Source organism: Kribbella sp. NPDC048928, from assembly GCF_043197975.1.
In the GTDB taxonomy this organism is placed as follows: Bacteria; Actinomycetota; Actinomycetes; order Propionibacteriales; family Kribbellaceae; genus Kribbella.
In genome coordinates, this window is sequence record NZ_JBICUC010000014.1 from 17,932 (window position 1) to 37,982 (window position 20,051).

Annotated in this window: 20 protein-coding genes; 10 read left to right on the forward strand and 10 right to left on the reverse strand. The window is 66.0% G+C overall.

All coding sequences use genetic code 11. The annotated features are described in order from the left end of the window. Positions 1 to 9: 9 nt before the first annotated feature. The 3 genes from ACGFI6_RS40255 to ACGFI6_RS40265 all read left to right on the forward strand — a co-directional run bounded on the left by ACGFI6_RS40255 (position 10) and on the right by ACGFI6_RS40265 (position 4,822). Positions 10 to 1,980 (forward strand): family 43 glycosylhydrolase, encoded by a 1,971-nt coding sequence (locus ACGFI6_RS40255; RefSeq protein ID WP_393127977.1) that lies wholly within the window; start codon positions 10 to 12, stop codon positions 1,978 to 1,980. A 405-nt stretch (positions 1,981 to 2,385) separates the two neighbouring features. Further along, positions 2,386 to 3,450, forward strand: coding sequence for a recombinase family protein (locus tag ACGFI6_RS40260; protein WP_393127978.1), 1,065 nt, complete (start codon positions 2,386 to 2,388; stop codon positions 3,448 to 3,450). A 40-nt stretch (positions 3,451 to 3,490) separates the two neighbouring features. Next, entirely contained in the window at positions 3,491 to 4,822 is a 1,332-nt protein-coding gene (locus ACGFI6_RS40265; RefSeq protein ID WP_393127979.1) for a helix-turn-helix domain-containing protein, read from the forward strand. 131 nt (positions 4,823 to 4,953) lie between these two features. Here the strand turns inward: ACGFI6_RS40265 and ACGFI6_RS40270 are convergent, their stop codons facing one another. Next, complete coding sequence (locus tag ACGFI6_RS40270) at positions 4,954 to 5,361, reverse strand: hypothetical protein (RefSeq protein ID WP_393127980.1); 408 nt, start codon at positions 5,359 to 5,361, stop codon at positions 4,954 to 4,956. Positions 5,362 to 5,711: 350 nt separating this feature from the next. Here ACGFI6_RS40270 and ACGFI6_RS40275 point away from each other — a divergent pair, with 350 nt between their 5' ends. Beyond that, complete coding sequence (locus tag ACGFI6_RS40275; protein WP_393127981.1) at positions 5,712 to 5,915, forward strand: hypothetical protein; 204 nt, start codon at positions 5,712 to 5,714, stop codon at positions 5,913 to 5,915. Between the two features lie 38 nt (positions 5,916 to 5,953). On the opposite strand, the gene ACGFI6_RS40280 is transcribed toward ACGFI6_RS40275, so the two are convergent. Continuing rightward, positions 5,954 to 6,568, reverse strand: a complete 615-nt coding sequence (locus ACGFI6_RS40280) for a hypothetical protein (protein ID WP_393127982.1) — start codon at positions 6,566 to 6,568, stop codon at positions 5,954 to 5,956. A gap of 95 nt (positions 6,569 to 6,663) precedes the next feature. Between ACGFI6_RS40280 and ACGFI6_RS40285 the strand changes: the two genes are divergently transcribed. Further along, positions 6,664 to 6,828: a hypothetical protein gene (locus ACGFI6_RS40285; RefSeq protein ID WP_393127983.1), complete on the forward strand. Its 165-nt coding sequence runs from the start codon at positions 6,664 to 6,666 to the stop codon at positions 6,826 to 6,828. Here ACGFI6_RS40285 and ACGFI6_RS40290 read toward each other — a convergent pair. From ACGFI6_RS40290 to ACGFI6_RS40310, 5 genes are all read right to left on the reverse strand, one after another. After that, the gene (locus ACGFI6_RS40290) at positions 6,825 to 7,121 is read right to left on the reverse strand and encodes a DUF6372 family protein (RefSeq protein WP_393127984.1); all 297 of its coding nucleotides are present in this window, start codon (positions 7,119 to 7,121) and stop codon (positions 6,825 to 6,827) included. The genes ACGFI6_RS40285 and ACGFI6_RS40290 overlap by 4 nt on opposite strands. Continuing rightward, complete coding sequence (locus tag ACGFI6_RS40295) at positions 7,118 to 7,744, reverse strand: bifunctional DNA primase/polymerase (RefSeq protein WP_393127985.1); 627 nt, start codon at positions 7,742 to 7,744, stop codon at positions 7,118 to 7,120. The genes ACGFI6_RS40290 and ACGFI6_RS40295 overlap by 4 nt, the downstream gene beginning before the upstream one ends. Continuing rightward, complete coding sequence (locus ACGFI6_RS40300) at positions 7,741 to 8,010, reverse strand: hypothetical protein (RefSeq protein WP_393127986.1); 270 nt, start codon at positions 8,008 to 8,010, stop codon at positions 7,741 to 7,743. The genes ACGFI6_RS40295 and ACGFI6_RS40300 overlap by 4 nt, the downstream gene beginning before the upstream one ends. A gap of 569 nt (positions 8,011 to 8,579) precedes the next feature. Continuing rightward, entirely contained in the window at positions 8,580 to 9,068 is a 489-nt protein-coding gene (locus ACGFI6_RS40305; protein WP_393127987.1) for a hypothetical protein, read from the reverse strand. Between the two features lie 334 nt (positions 9,069 to 9,402). After that, complete coding sequence (locus ACGFI6_RS40310; protein ID WP_393127988.1) at positions 9,403 to 9,753, reverse strand: hypothetical protein; 351 nt, start codon at positions 9,751 to 9,753, stop codon at positions 9,403 to 9,405. On the opposite strand from ACGFI6_RS40310, the gene ACGFI6_RS40315 reads away from it, so the two are divergent. From ACGFI6_RS40315 to ACGFI6_RS40325, 3 genes are all read left to right on the forward strand, one after another. Beyond that, positions 9,752 to 10,312 (forward strand): hypothetical protein, encoded by a 561-nt coding sequence (locus ACGFI6_RS40315; RefSeq protein WP_393127989.1) that lies wholly within the window; start codon positions 9,752 to 9,754, stop codon positions 10,310 to 10,312. The two genes, ACGFI6_RS40310 and ACGFI6_RS40315, sit on opposite strands and share 2 nt — an antisense overlap. Before the next feature lie 351 nt (positions 10,313 to 10,663). Then, on the forward strand, positions 10,664 to 13,975 hold the full coding sequence (locus tag ACGFI6_RS40320; RefSeq protein WP_393127990.1) for a helicase-related protein: 3,312 nt from the start codon (positions 10,664 to 10,666) through the stop codon (positions 13,973 to 13,975). Continuing rightward, a complete protein-coding gene (locus ACGFI6_RS40325) occupies positions 13,972 to 16,758 on the forward strand; it encodes a class I SAM-dependent DNA methyltransferase (protein ID WP_393127991.1) in 2,787 nt (928 codons plus the stop codon). Before ACGFI6_RS40320 ends, ACGFI6_RS40325 begins: the two co-directional genes overlap by 4 nt. Before the next feature lie 128 nt (positions 16,759 to 16,886). On the opposite strand, the gene ACGFI6_RS40330 is transcribed toward ACGFI6_RS40325, so the two are convergent. After that, positions 16,887 to 17,699, reverse strand: coding sequence for a recombinase family protein (locus ACGFI6_RS40330; protein WP_393127992.1), 813 nt, complete (start codon positions 17,697 to 17,699; stop codon positions 16,887 to 16,889). A gap of 397 nt (positions 17,700 to 18,096) precedes the next feature. Here ACGFI6_RS40330 and ACGFI6_RS40335 point away from each other — a divergent pair, with 397 nt between their 5' ends. Together ACGFI6_RS40335 and ACGFI6_RS40340 are read left to right on the forward strand one after the other, a co-directional pair. After that, entirely contained in the window at positions 18,097 to 18,312 is a 216-nt protein-coding gene (locus tag ACGFI6_RS40335) for a hypothetical protein (protein WP_393127993.1), read from the forward strand. Next, positions 18,309 to 19,058, forward strand: coding sequence for a hypothetical protein (locus tag ACGFI6_RS40340; RefSeq protein ID WP_393127994.1), 750 nt, complete (start codon positions 18,309 to 18,311; stop codon positions 19,056 to 19,058). Before ACGFI6_RS40335 ends, ACGFI6_RS40340 begins: the two co-directional genes overlap by 4 nt. Here ACGFI6_RS40340 and ACGFI6_RS40345 read toward each other — a convergent pair. Beyond that, on the reverse strand, positions 19,055 to 19,669 hold the full coding sequence (locus ACGFI6_RS40345) for a hypothetical protein (protein WP_393127995.1): 615 nt from the start codon (positions 19,667 to 19,669) through the stop codon (positions 19,055 to 19,057). The two genes, ACGFI6_RS40340 and ACGFI6_RS40345, sit on opposite strands and share 4 nt — an antisense overlap. A 15-nt stretch (positions 19,670 to 19,684) precedes the next feature. Continuing rightward, positions 19,685 to 19,984: a hypothetical protein gene (locus ACGFI6_RS40350; RefSeq protein ID WP_393127996.1), complete on the reverse strand. Its 300-nt coding sequence runs from the start codon at positions 19,982 to 19,984 to the stop codon at positions 19,685 to 19,687. Between the last annotated feature and the right edge of the window lie 67 nt (positions 19,985 to 20,051).

Consider the following 20,051-nt stretch of genomic DNA (forward strand, 5'->3'; position numbering starts at 1 on the left):
GACGATGCAATGAGACCCAAATCTCGCAAGGGCTGGAGCCATCTCGTGGCGGGCGTTGCGCTCGGCACCCTCGGCCTCAGTCTGCTGGCTGCACCGGCGGACTCATCGCCGCCACCAGCGAACAGCAGGTACAACTCCTTCCGACCCGGACAGCCTTGGCTGGATACGAGCGGCAAGGCGGTCCAGGCCCACGGCGGACAGGTTGTACCGGCCAAGGACCAACGCGGTAGACGCATCTACTACTGGTACGGAGAGGACCGCAGCAACGGGTACTACAACAGCCCAGGCGTACACCTGTACTCGTCGTACGACCTCTACAACTGGAAGGACGAAGGCCTCGCGTTACGGGCGATGAGCTCGGTCGACCAGTTCAAGAACGACAAGTACTTCGCCAAGCTCTACAAGAAGTACACCCCCGAACAGAAGGACATCGTCTGGCGCGACCTGTCGACCAACAACGTCCGCACCGACGGATGGGCGACGTCATCGATCCTCGAACGCCCCAAGGTCATCTACAACAAAGCCACCCGCAAATGGGTCATGTGGGTCCACTCCGACGGCCCGTCATCACCGACCAGCACCTCGAACTACGCCCGCGCCGAAGCCGGCGTGGCGATCGCCGACTCCCCCAAGGGCCCGTTCCGCTGGATCGACTCCTACCGCCTGGACCACGTGCCGAGCGACTCCGTCCCGTGGTGCGGGACCGATCCGGCGTTCGACCCGGCAGGAGGGATGGCGCGCGACATGAACCTGTTCGTGGACGACGACGGTACGGCGTACATCATCTACTCCTCCGAGGAGAACCGCACGATGTACATCTCCAAGCTGAACAAGTCCTACACGTACCTGTCCGCGTCGCCCGACAACGCCGTCCAGGGCAAGGACTTTGTTCGCACGCTGGCGTGCAACCAGCGCGAAGCGCCGGCGATGTTCAAGTCGGAAGGCACCTACTACCTGGTGACGTCGGGAGCCACCGGCTGGGATCCGAACCCCGCGCACTACGCGACCTCGCAGAACATCCTCGACCAGTTCACCGATCGCGGAGTCCCAATTACCGGTGACGGCGCCGCGACCACCTACCACTCGCAGAGCACCAACGTGATCGCGGTCGACCAGAAGCAGAACAAGTTCATCTTCATGGGCGACCGCTGGACCCCGGACGATCTCGCGAACGCGCCGTATATCTGGATGCCGATGAAGTTCGGGGAAGGCGGCGCGCTCGCCATCGGCCCGGACACCGAATGGACCCTGAAGGACCTGACGCCGTACAAACGCTGGACCGTGACGAGCACCATCCCGAACCACGTGTGGCTCAACGACACGAGCACGCTTCCGGCCACCGTCACGGTGACGACCGCACAGGGAACCACACAAGCCGCGGTCACCTGGGACGCCGCGAGCATCGCGCACCCAGGGCCGGCGACACTGCGTGGCACACTGGCAGACGGCCGGACATTCACCCGCTCGGTCGCGGTCGTGCCGCACGGTTTGCGGTACGCCGTGAACGCCGGCGGGACCGCGACGCCCGACTGGACCCGCCTCATCCAGGTCGCGGCGACCGAAATGCCACTGCTCAACTCGGCGCCGGAACAACCGTTGGGAACCGACCCCGGCACCGGAGCGACATGGGGCTACACAGGTGCGAGCGGGACGGAAGGCACCGCGGCCGGCGATCTCTACACCACGCTGCGGTGGGCGAAGAACCACGAACCGCTCATCTACACCTTCGGCGGCCTCGAGCCCGGCACCTACACAGTCCACGCGGGCTACTACGACCCATGGCCCTGGGCAAATCGCGCGGCGCAGGTAACGGTGAACGGCTCGGTGGTGGATCAGCAGCGCCTGTTCACTAGTACCGGAGTCGCGGCATCGTACGGCGGCATCCAGGTCGGCCCCGACGGCAAGGTGAGCGTCTCCATCGCACCGACGCGTTCGCCCGACATCCAAGTCAGCTGGCTGATGGTTGCCCGCAACAGCTAGACCCAGCCACCAATGGCCCGTGCCGCCACAGCGGCATGAGCCTCACCCGCCTAAGCGCTACTCGACGAATCAGCCGTGCACCACTCACCACCTTGCCGTCCGACGACGTCGTACACCGAACGGTTGGTCGCGTCGGCTCAGCCTTCCAGGATCCAACCCCAGCAGACCGCCCTCGAAACCCAGCCCGGCCGCGATCATGAGCACGTCGAGAGGCTTCACCCGCCGCCGCAACTCCTACTGCGCCTTCGGCATCCAATGGCCGTGTAGAGAAATGATCGATTCTCAACACCCCACCCCTTCAAGCCGGCCGGACCTCGACACGCCACGCTCCAGGTGTCGAAAAACGTGTTGCAAACTCGGAGTGTCCAACAACTCCGAGCACACCGTTTTTCATACAGTCGGGGCATGACGACCACCGAGCTCGACCGCCGGCCCGCCCTGTCGCTCGATCCGGACCCGCTCGGCGTCATCGGCGGCGGCATGCAGCTCGGGTATGCCCGGGTGTCCACCCGGGAACAGAACCTGCACCGCCAGCTCGACGCCCTCACCGCGGCCGGCTGCGACCGGATCTGGCAGGAGAAGCTCAGCGGCAAGAACGTCGACCGTCCGGAGCTGCAGGACTGCCTGGGGTTCGCGCGGCCCGACGACGTCGTCGTCGTGACCGAGCTGTGGCGGCTCGGCCGCAACTTCCAGGACCTGATCCAGATCGTCAGCGGGCTGCGCCAGCGCGAGATCGGGTTCAAGTCGTTGCACGAGGCCCTCGACACGACCACGCCCGGCGGGCGGATGATCTTCCACGTCTTCGCCGCGCTCGGCGAGTTCATCCGCGAGATGATCGTCCAGGGCACTCGCGAAGGTCTCGACGCCGCGAAGGCCCGCGGCACTCGCCTCGGCCGGCCACCGGCGATGTCCCCGGAGCAGGTTCAGCACGCCAAGGACCTGCTCGGCAACCCGGACAACACCGTGTCGTCGATCGCCCGGCTGCTCGGCGTCAGCCGCGCCACGATCTATAAATACGTCCCCGAGCTCCGCTCCCCCGCCGTACCGGCTGGACCGGTTCTGCCCGAGCTCCAGGGCGCCGCGGAGTCGGGCGGTACGGCGGAGAAGCCGTTGCCGATGCCGAAACCACCACGTGCGGCCGCGTGCCCAACCTGCGGCCACCGGCCATCGAGCAAGCACGAGCTGCAACTGCACCGCGAAGGCCTCGAAACCGTCTGGCTCCTCCCCGACCCTGACTATCCCGGTACGGCGGTCGTCGAGCGCTGGCACTGCGAACGATGCCAACCCCACCAGGCGCGCATCATCATGTGCGATCTGTGCAGCTCGACGGTGATGCTCGGCGGCGAACTCGCGGCCGACCCGGCACGAACCGCCGAGGCCGTCGTACTGTGGCTCGGCAGCCGCGGATGGAGCCGCGCCGGCGAGCGATGGGTGTGTGGGGGACACGGCCAGGAGGTTCCTCATCCGTAGCCAGTCCGACGAATCAGTGCTGGGCAGGAAAGGACGAAGCGTGTCGGTTCTCAGGTCACGCCGGCTCGAGCAGGTCTTCGGGGTACCCCTTGACGCAGTCGGTGCGGAGCATGTTGAGGCCCTCGTCGACGACAGCGTCCAGGAGGCCCTCGATCTGGAATTCAAACGCGAACTCCTGACTGACGGCACCAAGCTCGCGACAGTGGTCGCCGCGCTCGCCAACACGGCCGGCGGAGTGATCGTCTTCGGGATCGATGAGGAGAACGACGGCCAAGGCCGCGCCAGATCACACCCCGGCGTACCGGTGAGCGACGCCGAGGAACGTCGGATGCGGCAAGCGATCGCCGCCAACGTCTTCCCCCTACCCCGATTCGACATCATCGCGGCCCCGAACGCGCCCGGCTCCGTCACCGGCTACTTCCTGGTCGTCGTTGCCGCGGACGGGAACACCCCGCACGCGGTATCGGCCGGCGCCGGTTTCCGGTACCCGCGACGCAACGGCGCCTCCACGCTCTACTTGTCCGAGGCGGAGATCGCAGCGGCCTACCGCGATCGGTTCCGCAGCCGTGGCGAACGGACCCTGCGCCTGGCCGATGCGACCGCGGAAGCAACCCAGCAACTCGATCCTGAGTCGCCGTGGATCGTGGTCGCTGCTGTGCCCGACGTCGCTGGCGACGTCACCATCACCAACGAGGTGTTCCAGGAATTTGAACGCGAGTGGCGCGGCCGCCAGCCGTGGCCATTCGGCCCACGACGCGACTCGCTGCACTTCGGCCACTGTCGCGTCGGCTTCGGCAAACTGCACGCCGACGATGCCAGGACCGAGGTAGGCAAGCCCGCGAAACGTGCACTGGCGGAGTTGCACACCGACGGCGCCGGCGTCCATGCCCTCGCCATCACCTACGCCATGCCCAGCGGCGGCACCGGCCAGATCTTCACTGTCATCCCCCAGGAGCAACTGTTCTTCGGGATCGCGCTCGGCCTGCACCAGCTCGGCCTGCACGCGCAGAACCGAGTCGGCACTACCGGGCCGACGACCGTCACCGCCACGCTCAATCCAGCCGTTCTCGCCTTGTCTCCAGGCCAACCACCCCGAAAGGTGCCGATGGTCCTGTCCGGAACCCGGGCCGTCGGCGACACCGACCTCGCCAACCTCGCCATCACAGGTCCCACGCCGACGGCGGTCACCGTCGCTGACCTTGACGACCTTGCCGCACCGGCCGGGCCGCTGCTCGCAGTTGCTGGGCGGCTGGCAGACCAGATCGCCAACGTGTTCGGTACGCCGGAGCTGAACGTCGTGAACCGCGAGGGACAGATTCAGCTCTTGCCTCTCGACGAATGGCGCCAGGGATTCGAAGCCTGGCTCCAGTGAGGCCTGACCAGACCCAGCAGCCGGGCGTCAGGCGTCGGCTGGAAACCTCACTGCAGGGCGCCGGCCCGTGAGCAGGAGCGCATCATCTGATCCAACTCCCGGACGTGGACCACTGTGTGGATGCCCTCCTTTCAGAAGGGCGGTTCCTCGGCCGCTGCCCAGGGGTCGCGCATCGGTACCGCGGCAGCGGGTTCTTCGTCGAGCATGAGGTTCCAGAGGGCCTGAAGGTGGCTCTTCCGCGTCACGGTGCGCTCGTTGTGGAAGTTGTCGTCGGGCCACCGATCGGCGTCGACGTTGAGGTCGGCCAGTGCGCACAGCGCATGCAGGATGGCTTCCGCGGTAGGCCAGCTCGGTTGAACTTTGCCCACCAGAACCCGGCGGACAGTCTCGGGGCTTGCTGTGCCTGCGAGTTGCTCGTTGCCGGCGATCCATTCCGCGACCACGCGCAGCGTCGGGCGTCCCGCGCTCCGGTAGTACCAGAACAGCTCGTCCACGAAGTCGCGGTGGGCGCCGCGACGTAGCACGCTCTCGGTCGGCATCCTCAGCACCTTCGGCATCCGCAGTTCACCTCTCCTTGACACTCTTTGTCCCATCAAAACTACCAAGAACAGCCTTCGTTATGGCTGTGTCAACCGCTTGTCCCGCGGAGACATCGCGTGACACCACGTCGACTTTGTGGGTCAACCACTCCTCCGGGCCCGCACGATTGAGGAAGTGGAAGGCGGGTGATCGAGCCCGTTCGGGCTGAGGTCGCGAGCAGGTGTCGCGGGTTCGTCGTACGGTCCAGCTCTGCTGAACAGGCCTTCTACGAAAGGGCGGGGCAGCCCGGTCGGACGGGCTACCCCGCTGAACAACCAGATCCCGAAGCACACGAGACAGGAGTTCTCCCATGAGCGTAGACACCTCCACGACCAGCGCACCCCCGACCAAGCACCTCCAGGTCGTGTTGCTCGTCTTGGCGGTGACCGTGATCGCCTTCGCGGCGATCGTCGTACTGGCCCTGACCGGCCACGCGGCCGCCGCCGTACTGATCGGCCCGGTCTGGGCGACCAGTTGCGGGGTCCTCGGCTTCCGCAAAGCCAGAACGGCCTGACCGATCTTCGCCCGGCTCGGTTCGGCTTGCTGCCGAGCTCACCGCGTCTCTGGAGTCGGCCCACCCGGGCCGCGCGGCGGGGAGTCCAGCAACGCGATGCGCTCGGCAGAACTTCCCAGTTGACCCGTGCCACGACGCCGGCGGGAGGGGCGCGGGTCAACGTCGAGTTCGATGCGAGCGACGTCGACCAGGTGGTGGCGTCGCTTGTTCATCTTCTGCACGAGATCCTCGAGTTGGTCAGGCGTCGTGTCACCGGCGCCGATGGCGGCGCCCAGTTCGACGATCACGTCGGCACAGAGGTCAGCCGCGTCGACGACCTCCTTGCCACCGATGAACCGGATCACGGTCAGCGCCTCACCGGCCTCCCGGAGCGCGCTCTGGATCGGGACCGCTTGCTGCAGCACACGGAGCGGCGCCAAGGGAGCCAGCCGCCGCGGCTTGCCGTACTTCGCGACGATCTCCTGCATCGCCAAGGCGACGTCGCTGAGCCGGGTCCACGCGGTCGTGTACGCGGCCAGCCTCTGCTGATGCCATTGCTTGCGGTCGGTCCTCTTCGAGAGCCGACGGTCGTTCAGCAGGGCTGTCACCGCGGTCAATACCGCACCGACGGCAACGCCGATCAGGCTGCCCCACTGCTGCAGCGTGTCGCTCATTCTTCCTCCAGATCGTCAAGGCGTTACATCGTGACGAGCCCGATGTAACAGTTGCCGAGGGCATCGCGATACCTCCCAGGGGAGGAAGTGATCTGATGCAACGACGCTGCCGGTACCGGCCGGCCCGTACAGGGACCACGGATCCGTATGCCGCGGATCTGGTACGGCGGTTACGAGGGTTGCTGGCGATCGTCACCAGGCCGGCGGCGCGCTGTCAGGACCCGGTACGGCGCGACGACGAGCTCCTGGATCGGCTCTAGCCGGTGGCCGGTGGCGTACTCGCCAGTGGGGCGATCGCGGCGTAGCAGGCCGCGCAGATCTGCAGGAGCTCGGAGATGTCGGCCGGGACCACTGGGTTCGCCGGCGCGACGACGCGCAGTAGGTAGCCGGGTTCGGCTGGTTCCAGACAAACGCCGGGGTCGTCGTGGTAGAGCCTGCAGACGCACCTGCAACCGCCCGACGCGTGCTGCTGCCAGGTGTACACGGCGTCCTGCGCCAGGTACAGGACCGAGAGGGCGGGCCGGCCGGTGGATCCGTCTGTGGATCCGCTCACCGGTGGCCTTCTACAGGCACGTCGTGGTGGCGGGTGGGTTGGTTGCGGTGGCCGATCAGTGCAGCGATCCAGCCGGGAAGTCGGGCGATCGGGACGTCGACGTCGATCACGTATTCGCGGCCGTCGACGACCGACCCGGGACCGGCGAGGTAGCCGCCGAGGGTGCGGCCGGTGCCGCGGATGTCGATGCCCGGTCCGAGCCGCGACGTACCGCCGGACACCGATGCCACCATCAGCCCGGGCGGTACGCGGAACAGCAGGTGGCGCCCGTCGTGCGGCGTACGGACCTCGAGTGTGACCGGCCTGGCCTGGCCCCACCGTTCACACACCGAGGCGAACTGCGCGACGCCGTCGGCGCCGGCGTTCGCTCCTGTCTGCTGACTGGCGGTGTGCCGGTCCAGGTCGATGCCGACGATCCCTGAGGCGCGGCAGGCGATCCCGACGTTCGCCCCGGCCGGCCAACCTGGAAGGTGTCCGTCGACGGCCTGGTCACCGGTGACGATGGTGTGCTGCCAGCCTTTCGTCGCGGCCTTCTGGCCGGGCGGGAGCGGGAACACCGCGAGCCCTCGCGCGAGCAGCGGAGCAGGATCCGGTCGGGAGTCCGGCCGCAGGTTCGCAGTCATGCCGGCTGTACTTCCGCGCACTCTTCCGCGCACTCGCAGCCGTAAGGGGTGCCCGGGTTGCCGCCGCACTCCTCGCAGACTTCCTCGTACTCGGCAGCGGGATCTTCGTCGCCGAGTGCGAACTCCAGGTGTCGCCACCCGGTGCATACGTGGTTGTAGCAGCCGCATCCGGGGCATTCCGGGCAGATCATGCCGACCGTCCAGCCGCATTCCTCGCACAGGAGCTGGTTGGCCGGGTCGTTACGTTCGGCCTCGAGGTGCGCCACCGCGTCCTTGTACGTGTTGACGCCTCGACTGTCGCCAGGTACTCACACAACAAGTACCGGTCGACGGCGACGGGGTGGTCCAGGAGCGCGATCGCGTCGGCGTGCTTGACGCCCAGCTCGTTCTTCAGCGCGGCGAGCCGGTTCTTGCGTGCGTGGTTCTTCGGCATCTCGAGCTCTCGTTTCCGCGGGCGCGGTGATCCCAGATTCACCGGCCGCCAAGAGCGAGGGCCAGCAAGGAAGTTGCGTGGAGATGGATGGGGCTCGGTGCGGAGCACCTTCGGTGTGCTCGCCTGGTCTGGGCCAGACGAACCGGGCCTTGAGCCGGGCCCGCGGTCTTGGTGACCGCAGACCCGACTGTATGACAGGGCGCCGACAATTCAGCGCGGCTGTGCGCTGGTGTCGTAGTTGTCGGGGCTTCTTGTGGCTTCGGGTGCGGCGTCGAGATTGGGGTGCCGGTAAGAAACGTGTCACCAGCGGCAAACGGTGAGGGGCAGCGCTGGAACCGTAAGCATGGCCAGTTGGAGATGGTGTGGTGGCCGTTGACGAGCTGGTTGGCTCAGCGCTGTCGATTACTCGTGGTCCAGATGGATTGTCGCGCGTGCTTTGGCAGCATACTGGCGTGCTCGACCGTCCACGTCGGATTCCGTCATGGCATCCCAGTACGCTACGAGTTCGCTGATGACTGCCGATGCGACTTCGTGTGCATCCCATCTCTGTAGCACGGGTAGCGGACCCGCGCCAGCTAGGCCGGCCATCTTGTGCAAATCGTCCGTCAAGGGATCACCAGTCCGCTCATCGACGAAGACGTCGAACGTGATCCACCCGCCGGCATGCATCTGTACGATGCGGTAGCTGTTGTAGTTGAGTCGTACGCGAAGAACGAGGGCACGTCCGAGCTTGACAACCTCCGGCGCGGTCACCGGGGCGTCCCGATGCAGCAGATTGCAGGCGCGCACCAGGGTAGTCAGTTGCCGACGGCGTCCAAACATGCTGAACCTCACTACTCTGGTCGAACTGAACGACATGGCGTCGCCGACGGCCTGTTGGATCGTACCCACGGCCTAGGCGAGGATCGCACAAGGAGCCGATATCGGGGAACTGGGAGACACTGCTGGCATGGCCACACACCGAATAGACCTCGAGGCGCTTGGCTTCGACGGTTTCGTTCGGTTCGAGGAGCTGCCATCGCGCGACGTCCCCGCTGTGTCCGGGGTGTACTCCGTGGTCCGAGTCGCTGCGCCGCCACCAGAATTCTTGCCGGAGAGCCCTGCAGGGCGCCACAAGGGGCGGAACCCTACCGTCGACACAGCGACTCTCACGGCCGCCTGGGTCGATGATGTGGAGGTCGTCTACTTCGGCAAGGCCACTGCGGGTGCTGACGGGCGCCGGGGGCTACGCAAGCGCCTTGATGAATATCGTCACCATGGTGCTGGTGGAGCGGTAGGTCATTGGGGTGGCCGCTATATCTGGCAGCTCCGTGACTCCACCGAGCTCCTCGTCGCATGGCTTCCAACGGACGAGGATCCAGGCGACGTCGAAGCGCTGCTCCTCACCGCTTTCCAGGCTCAGACCGGCGCGTTGCCGTTCGCGAACCTCAACCGTCGTCGCGTTCGACCAAGCCATCTCTAATCTGACATCGGGAGGGACATAGCTGATGGTGAGCCTTGCAGCGAGTGTGCCGGTCGGCGCTGTGCTCACGGGGATGGCTTCGCGACGGCCGGTCTTCCACTCTGAAGCCGACATGCAACACGCATTCGCCTGGGAAGCCCATAGCCTCGACCCGCTCCTGCAAGTTCGCCTCGAGACTCATCCCGAACCCAACGTCCGCCTTGACCTGCTCGTCTCGCGTCCCGATACCGACCGGCACACGGCTGTCGAGCTGAAGTACCTGACAGCGGCCTGGGCCGGGGACACCGACGGTGAGGACTTTGCTTTGAAGAACCACGGTGCGCAGGACATCAGGGCCTACGACGCGGTGAAGGACATCAGCCGGCTCGAACGCTTCGTTGGCCGGCGGCCGAATTGGAACGGCGTGTTCGTCGCCATCACCAACGATCCGATGTACTGGCGGCCGGCGACCCACGGCCGCACCACCAATGCCGATGCCTTCCGCATCTACGAGGGAACCGCCCTGACCGGGAAGCGCGCCTGGGGACCCAACACGGGCGCCGGCACTATGAAGAACCGGACCGATCCGATTGAACTGACCGGAACCTATCCACTGCAGTGGCGGGATTACTCCCGCGTTCCGGGCTCGCGGGGCCTGTTCCGACTCCTTCTCGTGGAGGTCGGCCAGCTGTAGTCGCCGCGCGCTACCACTATTCAGCGCTGAGGGGCGAGCGTCGCAGGATAGCCGTCAGCTCGGCATTGGTGCCTGTCGCGAGCCAGCAGTTCTGCTCGATCCGTTCGGTCGTCCGCGCAGGAGCTCCGGCGCCAGCTCCCGCCTGGCCCCCGGCTCCAGCATTATCTGCCAACGCAGGAGCGCCTCGGGCACCTTCGTAACGTTCGGCGGAGACGATCCGATAAATGGACGAGTCCCCGTGACGTGTCGCCAGGCTGTCGGTGGAGGCTACCGGACTCGGCCCGCCAAGTGAGGGCGGTTTCTCGGTTAGTGTCGAGAGACACGATTGGGCCCGCGCGGGGGAGGACTTGAGTGCCGAGCATCTTCGACAACATCACGGATGAGAGCCGTCTCGGTCTGGCCCTGCAGGGCGACCTGAGCAACTTCGACTCAGTGGATGTCGCGACCGGCTATCTGGACTTGCGCGGCTGGAGCGGCTTCGCCGACATCATCGACTCCAAGCTCCAGGAGGCGCCCGAGGGCCCGATCGCGCGGGTGCTGGTCGGGATGGTGATGCCGTCGGAGGCCGCGGCGATGCTGAGCGCCCTGCAGGAGCAAGTGCAGCCGGCGGCGTACGGCGCGGACATCAACAGCCTCGAGAAGGCGCTGGCGGCCAAGGAGCAGCTGGTGCGGCACCTGCGCACGCAGCTGATGCGCGGTGTTCCTAACCAGGCCGAGCAGCGCGCGCTGCAGCAGTTGCGCGCTCAGCTGGCGTCTGGGGCGGTGCAGATGAAGGTCTTCACCAACGCTCCGTTGCACGGGAAGACCTACATCTTCCACGCCCCTGGGAACCCGTACCTCGAGAAGCGCGGCTACGTCGGCTCGTCGAACCTGACCGCAGCTGGGTTCTACAAGAACCTCGAGCTCAACATCGACGTCGTCGACGCCCAGGCCACCGGGCTGCTGGCCGGCTGGTTCGAGGACCGGTGGAACGACCGATTCTCGCTGAAGATCACCGCCGAAATCATCGACCTCATCGAGGACTCATGGGCCTCCGAGCAGCAGCCGACGCCCTACGAGGTCTACCTCAAGGTCTGCCACAGCCTGTCCGAGGACGCCCGCGAGGGCATGGGATACGTGCTGCCGCCCTCCATGCAGAATCTGCTCCTGGACTACCAGGAGACCGCCGTGCGCACCCTCGCGCGCCGCATCGTGCGCCGCGGCGGGACAATGCTCGGCGACGTGGTCGGTCTCGGCAAAACACTGACCGCGGTCGCGACCGCGCTGATGCTCGAGGCCGCGGAGGACTACACCACACTCGTGCTGTGCCCGAAGAACCTCGAACGGATGTGGGAGGAGCACCTCGAAAGGTACGAGCTCACTGGCGCCCGGGTGATCCCGTACTCGATGGCCGACAAGAAGCTGTCAGAGCTCAAGCGGTTCCACTTGGTCATCTGCGATGAGTCGCACAACCTGCGCAACAACACCACCAAGGCCTCCGAAGCAATCAGGGAGTACGTGCGGCGCAACGGGTCGAAGGTGCTGTTGCTGACCGCGACGCCGTACAACCTCGCGTTCGCCGACGTGGCCAACCAGATCGGCCTGTACATCGACGACGACGAGGACCTCGGGATCCAGCCGACGGTGGCCCTAGGCAAGGACGCGACCCTGGCCGACAAGGTCGACGGGAAGATCACCACACTCGCGGCGTTCCGGCGCTCGGAGGAGCCCGAGGACTGGAAGCGGCTCATGTCCGACCACCTGGTGCGTCGCACCCGGTCGTTCGTGAAGCGCACCGCGAAGAAGGAACGGGTCACCCGGCCTGACGGGACTGTGGCGGAGCAGGAGTACCTGCAGTTCGCCAACGGGCAGCGGTTCCACTTCCCCACCCGCGTCGCCAAGCCGCTGAGCCACTCGTTCTCCGCCGATGACCCGGCACGGCTGATGGAGGACGACGACACCCTGGACGCGATCCGGGATCTCACACTCCCGCGGTACCGGCTGGCCGACTACGACGACCCCAAGGCCCCGCACTCCGAGCAGGACGCCAAGATCTTGGCCGACATCCGCTCAGGGCGCGGTAACGTCAGCGGGTTCGTCCGCGTCGGGCTGTTCAAGCGGCTGTCGTCTTCGGGGCATTCGTTCATCCTCAGCCTGCAGCGGCAGCGGGCCCGCAACGAGCTGTTCACCTACGCCATCGACCAGGGCCTCGACGTGCCGCTGGGCAGCTTCAGCGACCACCAGTTCATAGTCAGCGACCGCGAACTCGACGACGAGACCGACCTGCACGGCAGCATGGAGACCCGCTACAACGAACTCCAGCGCAAGCTCCCGGCGGCGACGAAGTGGCTGAGCACCAAGGTCTTCAAGAAGACGCTGCGCAAGGACCTCGAGCGGGACAACCGGATCCTCACCGGGCTGCTGGAGCGGTTCGGCTCCTGGGATTCGAGCAAGGACTCCAAGGTCAATGCCCTGGTTGACCTGCTGCGTGCCGAGCATCCCGGCGAGAAGGTGCTGGTCTTCACCGAGTATGTCGACACCGCCGAGTACGTTGCCGAGGCGCTGCAGGAGTCCGGCATCGAGAACGTCGGGCTCGCGTCCGGACAGACCGAGGACGCCGCCGGCATCGCTCGCCGGTTCTCCCCAGACAGCAACCGGCTGCCCGGCGAAGAAGGGGCGCGAGCCGAGATCGAGAATCCCATCGACGTGCTGGTCGCCACCGACGTGCTGTCGGAGGGCCAGAACCTGCAGGACTCGCACATCGTCGTCAACTACGACCTGCCCTGGGCGATCATCCGGATCATCCAGCGGGCCGGCCGCGTCGACCGGGTCGGGCAGAAGGCCGAGGAGGTCTTCATCTACCTGATCACACACGAAAAGGTCGAGCAGGCCACCCGGCTACGACACCGGATCCGGCAGCGGCTGGGCGACAACGCCGCAGCGTTCGGATCCGACGAGCGGTTCTTCGGCGACGAGGACGAGATCAACATCCTCGACGACCTCTACAAGGGCAACGTCCCCGACGAGGACCAGCTCGACGCCGCCGAGGGTGAGGCCGACGCCGTCAGCGAGGCCTGGCTCGTGTGGTCGCGGGTCAAGGACGACAAGTCCGAGCTGGCGCAGAAGGTCACCCGGATGCAGGACATGGTGCACAGCACCCGAGATCCCTACGACCACGAGGTCCGCAGCGGAGTCACCTGCTACGCCAGCACCACGTCGGGAGTCGACGCGTTCGCGACCTCCTACCACGACCAGGACGGCAACCTGGTCGAGCGGCTGCTCACCCCGCTCGAGGCACTGCACATCTTCCGGGCACAGGAGTCCACGCCGACCGCTCAACTGCGGGCTGACCACTTCGAGCGTGAGGCTCGGCTGGTGCGGGACAAGCTGACCACGGAGATGGTCGCCGTCGGCAACCTCAGGGGCATTCGCAAGTGGGCGGTCGAGCGGCTAGGCGGCACGCTCTTCGGGGCCGACGCGAGCGACGCGCTGGCCGCAATGATGGACCGGCCGCTCACCGAGCATGCGAGCATCCGGCTGCGGCAGGCCCGCCGCAGCAAGTACGGCGATCAGGACCTCGCAGACCTGGTCAGGCAGCTGCACGAGGAGGATCGACTTGTGATTGGCGCAAGCGAGAGGGACGAGATCAAGATCGTGTGCTCGATCGGGGTGACCGACCGATGACCCATGAGCTGGTCGGCAAGTCGGAGAAGCGCGACTACGGCGACCTCTTCCGCCACGACCTCAACTGGGGCGCTCCTGACCACCCCCCGGTGGCCTTGCCCCTCGAGGACGGCACGTCGCTAACTGCCACCAACATCTCGTCCTACAAGGGCCTTCGGGTGTGGGAAGTGCCAGCGTTCCCCGGATCAGCGGTGGAGGCGCGGATGGACCATCTGATCGCGAAGACCACCACGAACCGGTTGGTGATCTTTCATGAGGCCGACGTGCAAGCGTGGCGGTGGCCCTCTCGCAGCAGCAAGGGTGCTGGCGTCACCTCTCGGTCCGCACGTCACGTGCACAGAACGGGGTCGAGCGACCCCCGCTTCGCAGACAAGCTAGAGGCCATCCGGCTGCCCGATGACGTTCTGCTGGACGTCAACGCGGTGCTGGCGAAGGTACGCGGCGCGTTCGACGTCGAGAGCAAGAACGAAACCAAGCGGGCATCCAAGCTCATGGCCGGGATGTACGCCGCGGTGGAGAAGGCCTACCCGGCCGGCTACGACGCCAAGAAGCGCGACCATGAGATCTCCGTCAGCCTGGCTCGGGTGCTCTTCCTGCTCTTCGGCGACGACACCGAGATGTGGACACCGGATCTGTTCCAGGACTTCGTTAAGGATCACACCGCCCGCGCCGGTTCCGACGTCGGTCAGCGATTCAATGAGCTGTTCGAGGTTCTCGACACCCCGCAGAGCAGCCGGGCCGGTGTGCCTGCGGAACTGGGGTCGTTCCCGTACGTCAACGGGGGCATCTTCGCAGAGAAGATCCACCTACCGGCGCTCAATCAGGACTTCCGCGACGCCATCCTGGACGCCTGTGCGGTGGACTGGTCGACGATCAGCCCGGCGATCTTCGGCTCGATGTTCCAGTCTGTTCGCGACGCCCAGACCCGACGCGAGCTCGGGGAGCACTACACGTCAGAGGAGAACATCAAGAAGACCCTCGAGCCGCTCTTCCTCGACGAGCTCCGTGCCGAGCTCGAGGCCGCGCTCGCCAGGGACACCAACCGGAAGAGGCTCAATGCCCTGCGGGCGCTGTGGGACAAGCTCGGCGCGATCCGGTTCATGGACCCCGCGTGCGGGTGTGGAAACTTCATCATCACCGCCTACAAGCAGCTGCGTCTGCTCGAACTCGACGTCATGCTCGCGCTCCAAGAGCTTGAGGGCTTCTCTCAGCTCTCCTTCGATCCCACCCTCGACCTGAAGGTCACCCTGGACCACTTCTACGGGATCGAGATCGACGAATGGCCGGCCAGGATCGCCGAGACCGCGATGTTCCTCGTCGACCGTCAGTGCGACCTGCAACTCAAGGAGCGGTTCGGAGACGCGCCGCAGCGGCTACCGATCCAGCGGGAAACCCGGATCGTCGTCGGAAGCGCGCTGCAGATCCCATGGGAGGAGGTGTGCCCGCCGTCGAGCAATGTAGTCGTCGCAGGCAACCCTCCATTCTTGGGGCATGCGACAAGATCAGAGGCCCAAGCCCAGGAGCTACGTGACGCATGGGGCCGTGACGACATCAGCCGCCTGGACTACGTCACGGGCTGGCACGCGAAGGCGCTGCGGTACTTCGCCACGACGGACGGGCTCTGGGCTTTCGTCACGACGAGCTCCGCCACCCAGGGAGATCCGGTCCCGCACCTGTTCCAGCCAATCTTCGCTGGGGGGTGGCAGATCAAGTTCGCCCACCGCACGTTCGCATGGGAGTCTGAGGCCGCCGGCGCTGCAGCCGTTCACTGCGTGATCGTCGGGTTCGCACGCAGCCCCGCGAACCCGCTGCTGTACGACTACGACAGCCCGAAGGCGAAACCCACCGTCATCCCCGCGAAGCGCATCAACGGTTACCTCGCCGACGGCCCGATCGTCTACGCAATCAAGCGCTCGCAGCCCATCTCCCCAGTGCTCACTCCGGTCACATTCGGGGCGATGGCTCGCGACGGCGGTCACCTGATCGTCGAGCCAGAAGAGGTAGACCAGGTCCGCGCAGACCCCATCGCGCGCAAGTACCTCCTCCGTTTCATCCAGGCACGCGAACTGCTCCACGGTGAGGACCGATGGTGTCTGTGGATGGTGGACCTCGACCCAGCCGACATTGCGAAATCACCCGTCCTGCAACAGCGCCTCGATGCCGTACGTGAACTCAGATCACAGAGCCGAGCTGCTTCAACCGCAGCGATGGCCGCAACGCCCCACCTCTTCGGCCAGCGCCCAGCAGTTCACGACGTACCCTTCGTCGGCATTCCCCGACACGTGTCCGAAGATCGGCACTACTTCTTGGTGGCGCGGTTCGGACCCGATGTCATCTGCGGTGACGCGAACTTCATGGTCTCAGACCCCGACGGGCTGGCCTTCGCGCTCCTGTCCAGCTCGATGTTCCTCGCATGGCAGAAGACCGTGGGAGGCCGGCTCGAGTCTCGCCTGAGGTTCTCGAACACCATCGTGTGGAACAACTTCCCATTGCCGGCGCCAGATCCACACGTTCGGGATGCAATCGTTGCCGCAGGACAGGCGATTGAGAGCGTACGAGCAGAACTTGGCAACGATGCGCTCGCCGATCTCTATCCGCCCGGTGACCTCGATCCACGGTTGCAGACGGCCCACGACGCGCTCGATTCAGCAGTCGACGCAACGTTCGGCGTATACGACAGGCCAGGCATGTCGGAGCTCGAGCGCGTAGACATCCTGTTCGATCGCTATGCGGAGATGACGGCCGATCTCCTCTCTGAACCGCTCCGGCGCCGGCGGCGCTGATGTTGTAGATAAGCGGCAACTTACGATGAGCTACTCCACGGGTGCCCGGTAAGGGCTGCCAGCAGCAGTGAAGGGGTATGACGAGCATCCGAACGAAAAGTCCCGTTAGCAGGCCTCGGTTCGGCGGCTTACCGTGACTTTCCGTTCGGACGTGCCTCGCTGATGGTTTCTGCAGCCTGAGGGGCTGCTGTCTGTTCGTCGTGCTCGCGTAGCATCCGCAGCACGGTGGCGGGTGAGGGGTGTTGTCCCTTCTTTTTGCCGGCGGTGATGACCAGGCGCTTGGCGACGTCGCGCAGGCTCGCTCCCTGCTCCCGCAGGTGCAGGGCCATGGACAGCATGTCCGGGTCGGTGACGCCGGGGCCGCCGATGGTCTTGCCTCGCTTGCGGGCCGACTCGTGGCCTTCGAGGGTGCGGTCCCGGATGTATTCGCGTTCCATACCTGACAGCGCGGCCAGCACGGTGAACACGACCCCGGATGGGTTGTGCGAGCCTTGGAGTTCACCGGTGAGGAACTCCAGGCCGATGTCGCTGGCCTTCAGTTCCTCGGCCAGCGCGGCCAGTTCGATGCCGCGGCCGAGCCGCTTGTGCTCGTGAACAACAAGGGTCACCCGGACTCCGGAGGCGCGGATCTCGCCGGCGAGCTTGGCTGCGGCTTCGAGCTCGGGCCGCCGGGTTGCGCGGGTGGAGATCTTCTCGGAGAACACGCGAGTGACGCCGGTGTCGTTGAGGGCATCGAGTTGGGAGTCGAGCGACTGGCGCGTCGTCGACGCCCGTGCGTACCCGATCCGGACATGCCCGGCAGGATCGACACCGGCCTCGACCGGCCGTGGCAGCTCGGTCCACACCGCCCCTGGCCGGCGTATCGCCGGCGTCGCCACGCTCAACACCTTCGCCAGCGCTGGCACGAGCCGGAAGCGGGCCGTGTGGTACTGCACCGCCACCTTCCTCTTCGTCGTACGGCACGGAGACCCGGGCGAGACGGCACAGGTCGACATCGGGCAGGCGTGCTCTTCCACGCGCCGGTAGTCCTGGCGATCGCTATTCACAAGGCCAGAGCGTTTCATGAGTGCGGTTCACCCGTCCAGTCGTTTGCAACAACTCATGAAACGCGGTTCGCCGTGTACCACCGGCGCCCGCGGACGTGTTTCATGAGTGACCACCTATGAAACGACATCCCGAGCGCCCGCACCGGGCTCAGCTACTTTGCGGCCGGGGACAGCTTCCGGAGTCCTGGGCCAACAAGGGGGCCGAACGATCCCGGAACCGCTACTTGTCACTTGGGGCCAGCTTCGGGAGTTCTGGGCCAATCTGTCGGTGGCGTAGCGCAGACTGCTGTCCATGAACACCGAGAGGCTTGCGTACGACGCAGCCGCAGAGAAGCGCGACACCTTCGGCGTCGCAGAGGCGGCGATCTCCATCGGCACCGCTGTGGCGGCCGGTGGGGTGAAGATCGCGTCCGACATCATCAAGGACCGTGGCGAGACTCTGCGGGAGCGGATCCGTCAGGACGGCAGGACGGAGCGGGCTCTGCTCGGGAAACCGGACACCGAATGATCACCGGGTCTTCCCGATGGCGCGACTATCCCGCCGCGATCGCCTCCGGCCCCAGGCATGGCGACCGGGGCGTGCGCGACGCGCTCGCCTGGCTGATGGCGCAGGCCAAGGCTGTGGGTGGCCAGCCGCTGGTGTACGCGCCGCAGAAGAGCACCGTACGGGACCATGCCATCCTCGGCGAGTTCGTGAAGCGTCCGGGAGTTGTGCTCGGGACCTGGAAGGCGGGTACGACGTTCGGCTGGGGCGGCGGGCCGGTGCTTGCCGCCTGGCCGGATCGGGTCAAGCTCGGCGAGATCGCCGATGACCCGCGGACGCGGGCGCTGGTGGTCGTTCCCTGGGTTGAGGGAGGGAGCGATGCGTGGATCTCCGCCGTGGATCCGGAGCGACTGGGTCCTGCGCCGAGCGTACCGGCAGCGCCCGACCTTGACCCGATCGTCGTCCAGGGACTGCTCGCGCTGACGGGCATGGTCAATCACGCCAATAACCTCGCGGGATCGCTCGACCGGCGTGACGCTGTCGCGGTTCTCGGTGTCTTGAAGCGGGCCGGCTACAGGATTCCGCCGGATCAGGTGCTCAGCTGGGCGATGAGCCACGGTTGGCCGGCGCGGGGCGCAGAGCGTCTTCGTGAACTCGCGGCGGCGTTCGAGGCCGGACGTCGGCCGCAATTGAAGGGCCCGAACCCGCTCCGGGTAGACATCATCGCCAGTTGGCAAGCGACGGCCGCCACGAATAGCGGCGAGAGCTAGGCCGCGTCCGTGAAGAGCTTCCTCTGGACCTCGAGGTAGCGTCGCAGGTCGACAACCGTGCCGCCGTCTGAGGCCGGTACCTGCTCCAGAAGCTCGGTCAGGTGAACGGAGTTCTCTTCGGCAAGCTGCCTCGTGGAATCGAGCACGAGCTTGACCAGTAACTGTGCCTGCGAGGTCGAGAAGTCGAGCACGATGCTGCCGTTCTCGTCGTACGCGACGACAGCGTCGAGAGCAGTGATGAGCCGCTGGATGATGTCCGCATCAAGCCGCCCTTCGTGGACGGCCTCCAGATAGGTGCCAAGGGTGGCGTTGTAGGCCCGGACGCACTCGGGCACCGCTGCGCGCTTGTGCTTCTTCGCAGCGGCGAAGGCGGCGCCACCCGCAGCAACGGCGCCAACCACGAGGGTTGGGATGAGCATTCGCGGGTTCTTCAACGCCGCCGCAACTCGTGCCGCTGCGGCCTTGTTGCCCACCGGAAGTTGGACTTCTTTCAGGTGCTTCACGATGTGCCCGAGCTGGTTGCGAATGACGCCGCCGTACTGGATGAGGTCGCCGCTGGCGAGCCCGGCCTGAATCTCAGGCGGGATGATGAACGTTGACTGGCTAAGCACGCTCGTTCTCCGGGATCAGAAGGTGTTGTGGTAGCCGCAGGAAGGGCACCGCACATAAGCCTCGCCGTTGTCGCTGTCTTCCCCCGCGGCACTGAACTCTCCGCCGCCGCTCATGGCAGCGCCACAGCTCATGCACTCCCGCGCCGAACGCTCACCTCGCCGCGAGAGCCCACGCTCCACCATCTTGCCGTCCTCAAAGACGAACTCCACGTTGCAGTTCGTGCAGCCAAAGCCAGTGAGTGACTCCCCGCAGTACGGGCAGTGGTCGAGGTCGCTGGAACCACCGCCCCCCAACAGCTTGTCGAAGATGCCCATCGTCCGCTCCCTTGTACCTACGTCATCCGCCGAACCGAGACTGTACAAGCGGGGGACCGACAGTCCT